Genomic DNA, 12601 nt, shown 5'->3' with positions numbered 1-12601 from the left:
TCCGGCCGGCTCACGGCTGTACCGGACCGGCGACCTGGCACGGTTCCTGCCGGACGGGACGTTGGAGACCCTCGGTCGCATCGACAACCAGGTCAAGATCCGCGGTTACCGCATCGAACTCGGTGAGATCGAGGCCCGCCTGCGCGAACACGACCAGGTGTTGGATGCCGTGGTGACCGTGCGGACGCACGGTGCGGGGGAGAAGTCTCTGGTTTCCTACCTCGTTCCCCGTGGGGACGAGACCCTCGAAAGCGTCGCTCTGCGGGCCCACCTGTCCGAGGCGTTGCCGGACTACATGGTTCCGGCCGCGTTCGTCGTCATCGACAGCATCCCCCTCACCACCAACGGCAAGGTCAACCACCGCGCACTCCCCGCACCCGACCTGGCGGCCTTCGCCGTGTCGGAGCGGTTCGTGGCGCCGCGTACTCCGGTGGAGGAGCGGCTGGCGGCGGTGTGGTGCGAGGTGCTGGGGCTGGAGCGGGTCGGTGTCGAGGACAGCTTCTTCGACCTCGGTGGTGACTCCATCCGGGCCGTGCGTCTCGTCGGCGCATTGCGCGCGGCCGGCTACGACGTGTCCATCCCCGATGTCTTCCAGCTGAAGACGATCGCGGCGCTGGCCGGCCGCGTTGCCGGTCAGGAGGTCGGCGAGTCGCTGATCCGGGCCGTCGAGCCCTTCGCGTTGATCAGCGAGCACGACCGCACCGCGCTGCCCGCCGGTGTCGTGGACGCGTACCCGCTCTCCCAGGTCCAGATCGGCATGCTGGTGGAGATGCTGGCCTCCGGGGACGAACGCGCGTACGAGAACATCAACTCCTTCAGGATCCCCGACGCCGAGCCCTTCGACGGCGCAGCAATGCGTCAGGCCATCGACGCTGTCGTCGCCCGGCACGACATCCTCCGGACGACCATGCACCTGGACGGCTACTCGCAGCCCCTCCAGCTCGTCCACGGCGGGATCGAGATCCCCTTCGACGTACGCGATGTCCGTGCTCTCGACGCGGCCGAACAGAAGGAACTCGCCTTCGCGTACGTGGATCAGGAGCGTGCCCTCGGCTTTGACATCGCGACCGGACCGCTCCTGCGCATCGCGGTGCACGTGGAGTCGGACGACGCCTGGCGCATGACGTTCAGCCATATCCATGCGATCACGGAGGGGTGGAGCTACCACACCCTGCTGATGGAGGTGCTGACGTGTTACCGCAGCGTGCGTGACGGGCACGGGGTGACCTCGTACGAGGTGCCGTCGGTGCGGTACGCGGACTTCATCGCGGCCGAGCAGGCCTCGCTGGCGGATGCCGGCGACCAGGCCTTCTGGCTTGACGTGGTGGAGGGCCACAGCCCGGTGCAGCTCCCGGCAGCCTGGGCGGAGGCCGACAACTCGGGTGAGGCGCTGAACCGTCGGGTGCCGTTCGCCGACCTGGAGGAGGACCTGCGTCGCCTGGCAGTCGAGGAGAAGACCTCCCTCAAGAGCGTGCTGCTCGCTGCGCACCTGAAGGTCCTCGGCTCGCTGACGGCCGAGGAGGCCTTCCACACGGGTGTGGTCTACCACGGCCGGCTGGAGGCTCCGGGTGCTGACCGGGTCCTGGGCATGCACCTGAACACGCTGCCGTTCCCCGCGGTCAAGGGTGCCCGGACGTGGCGCGAGTTGATCGGACAGGTTCACCAGCAGGAGACGGACATCTGGGCCCGTCGTCGCTACCCGCTGCCCGCGATCCAGCGGGCGGCTGGGAACTCCCGTGATCTGCTGACGATCCTGTTCGAGTACCTCGACTTCCACCTGGTCGACACGGAGACCGTCGACGTCGACGCAACGATGGTCAACGGCACGAACGAGTTCGCGCTCAACGTGGTCGTCACCCGCGGCAACTTCCGCCTGAGCTGCCTGCCCGGTGTGGTGACCGAGGAGTCTCTGGGTTGGTTGGCCGGGATGTACCGGTCGGTGTTGGAGTCGATGGCCGCTGATGCGGATGGGGATGCGACGGTCGTGTTCCTGTCCGAGGCGGAGCGCGGGTTGCTGGCGGGTGCGTGGGCCGATGGCGCTCGTGTGGAGTGGCCGGTGGGCTCGACGTTGGACGCGTTCGAGGCGCAGGCGGGTCGGACTCCGGATGCGGTGGCCGTGGTCGCCGGTGAGGTGCGGTTGTCGTATCGGGAGGTGGAGGAGCGGGCGAACCGTCTGGCCCATCACCTGATCGCCGCCGGTGCGCAGGCGGACACCCTGGTGGGTGTGTGTCTGGAGCGTGGTCCGGAGTTGGTGCCGGCACTGCTCGGTATCTGGAAGGCGGGTGCGGCTTATCTGCCGTTGGACCCGACGCTTCCGGCGGATCGACTGGGGTTCATCCTGGCCGACACCGGGACCAAGCTCCTGATCACGCAGGGCTCCCTGATGGCAACGGTCGCCCCGCTCCACGAAGGCACACTGATCGTGGTCGACACCGACCACCGCCGCATCGCCCGACACCCCGCCACCACCCCCCACCGCGACGACACAACCACCCGCGCCCTCGCCTACGTCATCTACACCTCCGGCTCCACCGGCCGCCCCAAGGGCGTCATGGTCGAACACGCAGGCCTGATCAACTACCTGCGCTGGACCATCGACACATACGCCTCCCAGGGCGAAGGCGGCGCCCCACTGTTCTCGTCGATCTCCTTCGACCTGGGCATCCCCGACCTGTTCACCCCGCTGCTCTGTGGTCGTCCGGTCACCCTGCTGCCGGATGCGTTGGAGACTGCCGAACTGGGTGCACTGCTGGCTGCTGCCGGTCCGTTCGGGTTCGTGAAGCTCACCCCGGGCCACCTTGACCTCCTGACGCATCAGTTGTCGGCGGAGCAGGCGCACAATCTGGCGGGCGTGGTCATTGCTGCTGGGGACAACTTCCCGGTTTCCCTCGCCCAGCGTTGGCAGAAGCTGGCCGGCGAGGGCGGTACGAAGGTGGCGACCGAGTACGGTCCCACCGAGGTCACCATCGGCAACTCCGGCCTGATCATCGACCCCGACCACATGCCGGTGACCGAAGCCGTCCCCCTCGGCGCACCCATTCCCAACACCGCCATGTACGTCCTGACCGAGGACCTGCACCCGACCCCGATCGGCGTTGCCGGTGAGGTCTACATCAGCGGCCACGGACTGGCCCGGGGTTACCTGGGGCGTCCCGACCTGACGGCGGAGAAGTTCCTGCCGAACCCGTTCGGCCCGGCCGGCTCACGGCTGTACCGCACCGGCGACCTCGCCCGCTTCCTCCCCGACGGAACGCTGGAGACCCTCGGCCGCATCGACAACCAGGTCAAGATCCGCGGATACCGCATCGAACTCGGCGAGATCGAAGCCCGCCTACGCGAACACCCCCACGTACTGGACGCCGTCGTCACCGTCCGCGAACCCCAACCCGGCCACAAACGACTCACCGCCCACCTGGTCCCCCGCAACAACGAAACCCTCGACACCACCGCCCTCCGCACCCACCTGACGACCACCCTGCCCGACTACATGGTCCCGGCCGCATTCCTCGTCATCGACAACATCCCCCTCACCACCAACGGCAAGATCAACCACCGCGCACTCCCCGCACCCGACCTGACAGCCTTCGCCGCCACCGACGAGTACGTCGCGCCGCGTACTCCTGCCGAGGTGAAGATCGCAGCGGTCTGGTCGGAAGTACTTGACCTGCCCACGGTCGGTGTCGAGGACAGCTTCTTCGACCTCGGTGGTGACTCGATCCGGGCCGTGCGTCTCGTCGGCGCGCTGCGCGCGGCGGGCTACGACGTGTCCATTCCCGATGTCTTCCAGCTGAAGACGGTCGCTGCGCTGGCCGGCCGCGTTGCCGGTCAGGAGGTCGGCGAATCGCTGATCCGGGCCGTCGAGCCCTTCGCGTTGATCAGCGAGCACGACCGCACCGCACTGCCCAACGGCGTCGTGGACGCGTACCCGCTCTCCCAGGTCCAGACGGGCATGCTCGTCGAGATGCTGGCCTCCGGGGACGAGCACGTCTACCAGAACATCAACTCCTTCCGGATCCCCGACGCCGAGCCCTTCGACGCACCCGCCATGCGCCGGGCGATCGACATCGTCGTCGCGCGGCACGACATCCTCCGGACGACCATGCACCTGGATGGCTACTCCCAGCCGCTCCAGCTCGTCCACGACGTGGTCGCCGTCCCTCTCGCGGTGCATGATCTGCGTGGCCTGACGGACGCGGACCAGGACGCCCGGTCGCTCGCCTATGTCGCTGCCGAGCACGAAGCCGGCTTCGACCTGGCAGCCGGCCCGCTGCTGCGGGTCGCCGCGCATGTGGTGTCCGACGACGCGTGGCGGATGACGTTCAGCCACATCCACGCGACGACAGACGGCTGGACGGTCAATTCGCTGCTGATGGAGCTGCTCGGTCTGTACCGGGAGCTGCGTGACGGGCGTGAGCCGGCCGCGTACGAGGTGCCGTCGGTGCGGTACGCGGACTTCATTGCGGCCGAGCAGGCCTCGCTGACCGACCCCGCCGACCAGACGTTCTGGCAGGAGGTGCTGGACCGGCACGTACCGCTGACCCTGCCGACCCTGTGGGCCGAGACGGGTGAGGCGGCGGAGGAACGCTTCACCCGCAGTGTTCCGTTCGCCGACCTGGAGGACGACCTGCGTCGCCTGGCCGTCGAGGAGAAGACCTCCCTCAAGAGCGTGCTGCTCGCTGCCCACCTGAAGGTCCTCGGCTCGCTGACGGCCGAGGAGGCCTTCCACACGGGCGTGGTCTACCACGGCCGGCTGGAGGCTCCGGGCGGTGACCGGGTCCTGGGCATGCACCTCAACACGCTGCCGTTCCCCGCGGTCAAGGCGGGTGCACGGACCTGGCGCGAGCTCGTGGGCCAGGTGTACGCGCAGGAGACCGAGATCTGGTCGCGCCGCCGCTACCCGCTGCCCGCGATCCAGCGTGCCGCGGGCAGCACCGACGGACTCCTGCTTTCGGTCGTCTTCGAGGCGCACGACTTCCATCAGGTCGACACCGACTCCGTGGACGTCGCGGCGACGAAGGGCGCCGGATCCAACGAGTTCGCCCTGTCCGCGATCGCCGTCGGGGGCCGGATCCTGCTCGGCACGTCCGGACGCTTCCTGAGCCGTGCGGCACTGGAGCGTTTGGCCGGGATGTACCGGTCGGTGTTGGAGTCGATGGCTGCGGATGCGGACGGTTCGGCTTCGGGTGCGTTCCTGTCGGACGGGGATCGTGCTCTGTTGTTGGGTGAGTGGAACGATGCTGCCGAGCTGGTGGTGGAGGGGTGTGTCCACGAGCTGTTCGCTGCGCAGGTGGCGCGGACGCCGGATGCGGTTGCTCTGACGGTCGGTCGGGTCGGTTTGACGTATCGCGAGTTGGATGATCGGGCGAATCGTATTGCCGGTCATTTGGTGGCTGCGGGTGCGGGTCCGGATGTCATCGTGGGTGTCTCGCTGGAGCGGGGTGCGGATCTGGTTCCGGTGTTGTTGGGTGTGTTGAAGGCGGGTGCGGCGTATCTGCCGTTGGATCCGGTCAATCCGGTGGAGCGTCTGGAGTACATGCTGGCGGATGCGGGTGCGGCGTTGTTGGTGACGCATTCGGCTCTGCCCGAGTTGGAGTTCGCGGGGGCTCGGGTCCTGGTGGATGCCGATCACGCAGTGATCGAGGGACGTCCGTCGACTGCTCCGGTGACGGGTGTGGTGGCGCAGAACCTGATCTATGTCATCTACACCTCGGGTTCCACGGGTCAGCCCAAGGGCGTCAGCCTCACCCACGCCAACGTCACCCGCCTCTTCGCTTCGATGGGTGAGCAGGTCGGGATATCGTCCGAGGACGTGTGGCCGCTCCTGCACTCCTACGCGTTCGACGTGTCGGTGTGGGAGATGTGGGGCGCGCTGCTGCACGGCGGCCGGCTGGTCGTCGTACCCGCCGAGGTCGGTCGTTCCCCGGAGGACCTGCTGGACCTCCTGGTCGAGGAACGGGCCACGGTGCTGTTCCAGACCCCGTCGGCGTTCCGCGGACTCACGGCCCTGGCCGCCGGCGCGGACCCGCGGACCGAACGGCTCGCCCTGCGCCTGCTGGGCTTCGGCGGTGAGCGGCTGCAGCCCGCGGACATCCGTCCGTGGCTGCCGCTGTGGGGCACGGGACGGCCGGTGCTGGCCAACCTGTACGGGCCGACCGAGACGACGGTGCAGTGCTCCTTCCACCTCTTCGAGGCGGGGGCCATCGTTGCGGACACGGACGTACCCGAGGACGGGAACGGGAACGGGAACGGCGGTGCGGGGCTCGGTGTCATCGGGCGTCCGCTGGCCGACCTGAGCATGCACCTGCTCGACGCCGAGGGACACCTCGTACCGATCGGGGTGCCCGGTGAGATCCACGTCGGGGGCCCGGCACTCGCGCGCGGCTACCTCGGCCGCGCCGGACTCACGGCGGAGAAGTTCGTCCCGAACCCGTTCGGCCCGGCCGGCTCCCGCCTCTACCGCACCGGTGACCTCGGCCGCCGTCTGGCCGACGGTTCCGTCGAGTTCCTCGGCCGGATCGATACGCAGGTCAAGGTCCGGGGCTACCGCATCGAACTCGGCGAGATCGAAACCCGGCTGCGCGAGCACGCCTCGGTGCGCGAAGCCGTCGTCTCCGTGTACGGAGGCGCTGCGGACAGCGGGCAGCTCGCCGCCTACGTGGTGCCCGCCGAGGGCCGGGCGGTCGACCCCGGGGCGCTGCGCGCCCACCTGGCCGCGGGCCTGCCGGACCACATGGTCCCGGCGTCGTTCACGGCTCTCGGTACGATCCCCCTCACCGCCAACGGAAAGGTCGATCTGCGGGCGCTGCCCGCACCGGATCAGGCCTCGTTCGCCACGGAGTCGTTCGTGGCGCCGAGGACCCCCGTGGAGGAGCGGCTCGCCGCCGTCTGGGCCGCGGTTCTGGGCCTGGAGCAGGTCGGGGTCGAGGACAGCTTCTTCGACCTCGGCGGCGACTCCATGCGCGTGGTGCAGCTGGTCGGCGCGCTGCGCGCTGCCGGGCACGACGTGTCCATCCCGGACGTGTTCGAGCTGCGCACCGTGGCGGCCGTCGCCGCCCGCGCGGAGGGCCGGGAGGGCGGCGCGTCGCTCGTCAGCTCGGTGGAGCCCTTCGCGCTCATCGCGGCGGAGGACCGGGCGCTGCTGCCCTCGGACGCCGTCGACGCCTATCCGCTGTCGCAGGTGCAGACGGGCATGCTCGTCGAGCTCATTTCGGCCCGCGGCGAAGGGGTCTACCACAGCATCAACTCCTTCCGGATCCCCGACGGCCGGCCTTTCGCCGCCCCCGCCATGCAGGAGGCGCTGGACCTCGTCGTGGCCCGTCACGACGTGCTGCGCACCTCCGTCCACCTGGACGGCTACTCCCAGCCGCTCCAGCTGGTGCACGCGGGAGGAAGCGTCCCGCTCGCCGTCCACGACCTGACCGGTCTGGCGGAGCGGGAGCGCGACGAGCGCGCCAAGGAGTACGTCGAGGCGGAGCGCACGGCCGGCTTCGAACTGACCACCGCCCCGCTGCTGCGGATCGCCGTGCACGTCGAGTCCGCGGACGCCTGGCGGCTGACGGCGAGCCATCTGCACGCGGTCACCGACGGCTGGACGCTCAACTCGCTGCTCATGGAGCTGCTGGCCTGCTACGGCGCGCTGCGCGACGGTGACCGGCCGGCCCCGTACGAGGAGCCCGCGGTCCGGTACGCGGACTTCATCGCGGCCGAGCAGGAGTCCCTGTCCGATCCGGCCGACCAGGCCTACTGGCAGGAGGTCGTGGAGGAGCACAGCCCGTTCAGGCTGCCGCAGTCCTGGGCCTCCGGTGCCGCCGGTGCCGTCGACGCCCCGCACGGCTCCGGCCCGGTGGAGCGGCACGGCTTCGCCGTCCCGTTCACCGACCTGGAGGAGGGGCTGCGCGGGCTCGCCGCCGAGGCGAGGACCTCGATGAAGAGCGTGCTGCTCGCCGCGCACCTGAAGGTGCTCGGATCGCTGAGCGAGGCGGAAGCCTTCCACACGGGCGTCGTCCACCACGGGCGCCTGGAGGCGCCCGGCGCCGAGGACGTGCTGGGCATGCACCTGAACACGCTGCCGTTCCCGGCGGTCAAGGGCGCCCGGACCTGGCGCGAGCTCGTGGAGCAGGTGTACCGGAACGAGACGGAGATCTGGTCGCACCGGCGCTATCCGCTGCCCGCCATCCAGCGGTTGACCGGGAGCGGCCGGGACTTGATCACGGTGCTCTTCGACCACCAGAACTTCCACCAGGTCGACACCGGCACCGTCGACGTCCAGGGCAGCCTGGGAGACGGCGCGACCGAGTTCCCGCTCACCGCCGTGGCCGGCGGGGGCCGGCTCGTACTGAACACCTCGACCGCCGTCATGGACTGGCAGACCCTGCGGCACCTCGGGGCGATGTACCGGCTCGTGCTGGAGTCGATGGCGGCGGACGCGTACGGCGACGCCACCGCCATCAGGCTGCCCGCCGCCGAGCGGGAGTTCCTGCTCGAGACCGGCAGCGCCACCGCGCACCGGGCGGTGGACCGGGCCGTGCACGAGGAGTTCGCCGCGCAGGCCGCCCGTACGCCGGACGCGGTCGCTTTGACCAGCGGCTCCGTCTCGTTCACGTACGGCGAGCTGAACGCGCGGGCGAACCGGCTGGCGCACCACCTGATCGCGCTCGGGGCGGGCCCGGACACCGTCGTCGCCGTCTCGCTGGACCGCGACGAGGAACTGGTCCCCACGCTCATCGGCGTGCTGAAGTCCGGCGCGGCCTACCTGCCTCTGGACCCGGCCAACCCGGACGACCGGCTCGCGTACATGCTGGCCGATGCCGGGGCGGCAGTCCTGGTGAGCCGGCAGGCGCAGGCGGACCGGATCGCGGGTGACTTCCGCGGCGCCGTGGTCCTGGTCGACGGGGTACCGGACCGGGCACTGATCGAGGGCCGCCCGGCCGGCGACCCCGTCACCGGGACGCTGCCGCAGCACCTCGCGTGCGTGATCTACACCTCGGGCTCCACCGGCCGGCCGAAGGGCGTCGCGGTCACGCACGCCAACATCCTGCGGCTGTTCGGCGCGATGCAGGACCGGATGCGGTTCACCGCCGAGGACGTCTGCACCCAGGCGCACTCCTACGCGTTCGACTTCTGCGTACAAGAGATGTGGAGCGCCCTGCTGCACGGCGGTCGTCTGGTGATGGTCCCGCCGGTGGTGGCCCGTTCGCCCGAGGACCTCCTCGACCTGCTGGTCGCGGAGCGGGTGACCGTGCTCTGCCAGATTCCCTCCGCGTTCCGCGGACTGACGGCGCTCGCCGCGTCGGGTGACCCCCGGATCGGCGAACTGTCCCTGCGGGCCGTCGTGTTCGGCGGGGAGCGGCTCGACCTGGCCGAGCTGGAGGCGTGGGTGGAGCGGGTGCCGCTGGAGCGGACGATGCTCGTCAACGAGTACGGTCCGACCGAGATCACCGTGCACTGCACGGCCCACGTGCTGAGTCCGGAGGACTTCCGTCACCCGTCGCGCAGTCTGCTCGGCCGCAACCTGGACGACCTCAGCGTCCACCTGCTGGACCCCGCAGGCCAGTTGGTGCCCGTCGGCGCCGCCGGTGAGCTGTGCGTCGGGGGACCGGGCCTGGCGCGCGGCTACCTGGGCCGGGCCGGGCTGACCGCCGAGCGGTTCGTACCCGACCCGTTCGGGCCCGCCGGTGCGCGGCTCTACCGCACCGGTGACCTCGGCCGGCGCCTGCCGGACGGGCGGATCGAGTTCATCGGGCGGATCGACAACCAGGTCAAGCTCCGCGGCTACCGCATCGAACTCGGCGAGATCGAGGCGGGGTTGCGGGCCCACCCGGACGTGCTCGACGCCGTGGTGCTCGTACGGGCCGACTCCGAGGGGGAGAAGTCGCTCGTCGCCTATGTCGTCGGCCACGATGACGCGCCCGCCCCGGCCGAGCTGCGTACCGCGCTCGCGGACGTGATGCCCGACTACATGGTGCCCGCGGCCTTCGTGGCGCTGGACTCCATGCCGCTGTACGCCAGCGGGAAGATCAATTTCAGTGCGCTCCCGGCGCCGGACCGGGGAGCCTTCGCCCGGGCCTCGCACGTGGCACCGCGCACCCCGGTGGAGGAGCGGCTCGCGGCGATCTGGGGCGAGGTCCTGGGTCTGCCCGAGGTCGGGGTCGAGGACAGCTTCTTCGACCTGGGCGGCGACTCCATGCGGGCGGTGCGCCTGGTGGGTGCGCTGCGCGCGGCCGGGTACGAGGTCTCCATTCCCGATGTGTTCGAGCTGCGGACCGTCGAGGCGATGGCGGGCCGGGTGGCGGGCCAGGGAGGCCGTTCGCTGATCGTGGCGGTCGAGCCGTTCGCGTTGATCGACGCGGCGGACCGAGCGCTGCTGCCCGAGGGGGTGGTGGACGCCTATCCGCTGTCACAGGTGCAGACCGGCATGCTGGTCGAGATGCTGGCCACGGCCTCGCCGCACGGCCGCAGCCTCTACCACAACGTCAACTCGTTCAAGATCCGGGACGAGCGGCCGTTCTCCCCGGAGACCCTGCAGCAGGCCGTGGCCGTGGTGACCGCGCGCCACGACATCCTGCGCACCTCCATGCACCTGGACGGGTTCAGCCGCCCGATGCAGCTGGTGCACGCGACCGCCCCGTACCCGGTGCGGACGGTCGACGTACGCGGCTACGAAGGGGCGGAGCTGCTCGACCGCAAGCGTGCCCACCTGCGGGAGGAGCAGACACAGCAGTTCGACCTGACCACGGCGCCGCTGATGCGGATCTCGGCGCTCGTGGAGTCGGACGACGCCTGGCGGCTGAACTTCACCTACAACCACGCCATTTCGGAGGGGTGGAGCTACAACGCCCTGATGATGGAGCTCCTGGAGTGCTACAAGGCGCTGCGCACGGGAGCCGAGCCCGCCCCCTACCGGGCGCCCGCGGTCCGGTACGCGGACTTCATCGCGGCGGAACTGGCCTCGCTGGCCGATCCGGCGGACCAGGAGTTCTGGCAGCGCGTCGTGCAGCAGCACGCCCCGGTCGCGGTTCCCGCCTCCTGGGCGGCGCCGGACGGTGCGCACGTCAGCCACGGTGCGAAGGTCCCCTTCCAGGACCTGGAGGAGGGGCTGCAGCGGCTGGCCGGCGCGGCGAGGACCTCGATGAAGAGCGTGCTGCTCGCCGCGCACCTGAAGGTCCTCGGCTCGCTGACGGCGGAGGACGCCTTCCACACGGGCGTGGTCTACCACGGCCGGCTGGAGGCTCCGGGTGGTGACCGGGTGCTCGGCATGCACCTGAACACGCTGCCGTTCCCGGCCGTCAAGGGCGCCCGGACGTGGTGCGAGCTGGTGGAGCAGGTGTACGCACGGGAGACCGAGATCTGGTCGCACCGCCGCTACCCCCTGCCCGCCGTGCAGCGCGCCGCGGGCAACACCCGGGACCTGCTGAGCATCCTGTTCGAGTACCTCGACTTCCACCACGTCGACACCGACGCGGTCGATGTGGCCGAGGGCCTCAACGACGGCGTCAACGAGTTCACGCTGAACGTGATCCCGAACAAGGGCACGTTCCACCTGAGCACGTCGACCGCCGTGCTCAGCCGGGAACACCTGGACCGGCTGGGCCGGATGTACCGCCTGGTGCTCGAGGCCATGGCCGCGGACCCGTACGGGGACGCCGCCGAGGCCTACGTCGCGGAGCCCGGGTCCGGGCCGTCGCCGGCCACGGTCGCGGCCGCGGTCCCGGCCGCGGAACTGACCCCGGAGCTGTTCGCCGCCCGTGCGGCCGCCTCCCCCGAGGCCGTCGCCGTCACCGCCGACGGGGTCGCCCTGACCTACCGCGAGGTGGCGGAGCGCGCCCACCGCCTCGCCCACCACCTCGTCGAGGCCGGTGCGGGACCGGGAGCGGTGGTCGCGGTCCGGCTCGACGCCGGCCCCGACCTGTTCCCGGTGCTGTACGGGATCTGGCAGGCCGGCGCGGCCTACCTGGCGCTGGATCCCGCCCGGCCCGACGGGCACGCGGCCCGACAGGCGGCGGACGCGGGGGCGGAGTTCCTCGTCGCCGCGTCCGCGGACGGGATCCCCGCCGGATTCACCGGCACCCGGGTGGTCCTGGACCGGGAGCGGGACGTCATCGAGGCCCGCCCGGCCTCCGCGCCCGGCCGTGCCACCGATCCCGGCCGGCCGGCCTGGGTCACCGTGCACGACGGTGTCCGGCAGGACGTCACCCACGCGCACCTGCACGCCCACCTGGAAGCGGGACGCGCACTGCTCGGCACCGGGCGCCGGGCCGCCTGGCTGGTGCCGGCCGACGACCTGGCCTCGCCGACGGCACACCTGGCCCTGACCACGGGAGCCCGGGTCGCGTTCGCCGGCCACCGGCAGGCATCGGACGCGGCGGGCCTGGTCGAGCTCATCGACCGGCAGCGCATCACCCACGTCCGGGCCACGGCCGGACGCTGGCAGCAGCTGCTCGACGCCGGTTTCGACAACTACGCCGTCACGGCACTGGTGACGAGCGGGGCGCAGGACGGGGACGGCCCGGACGCCGGGCAGCTCGCCGAACTCCTGGACCGCACCCAGCGCCTGATCGTCGTACGGGGCACGGAGCACGAGGAGGTGGCCGAGCTGCCGTAG

Annotated in this window: 1 protein-coding gene (cut by a window edge); it reads left to right on the top strand. The window is 70.7% G+C overall.

Annotated features, from left to right (window positions below; all coding sequences use genetic code 11):
- Positions 1-12601, top strand: the 3' end of a protein-coding gene (locus OG386_RS10850) for a non-ribosomal peptide synthase/polyketide synthase (protein ID WP_328787963.1). Its footprint begins 15440 nt before the window's first position; 12601 of the gene's 28041 nt are visible here — the last part of the coding sequence; its start codon lies off the left edge, out of view; the stop codon is at positions 12599-12601.

It is taken from the genome of Streptomyces sp. NBC_00273 (assembly GCF_036178145.1).
Taxonomy (GTDB): Bacteria; Actinomycetota; Actinomycetes; order Streptomycetales; family Streptomycetaceae; genus Streptomyces.
The sequence above is the reverse complement of the archived record's forward strand: the minus strand, read 5'-3'. Positions and strand labels throughout refer to the sequence as shown.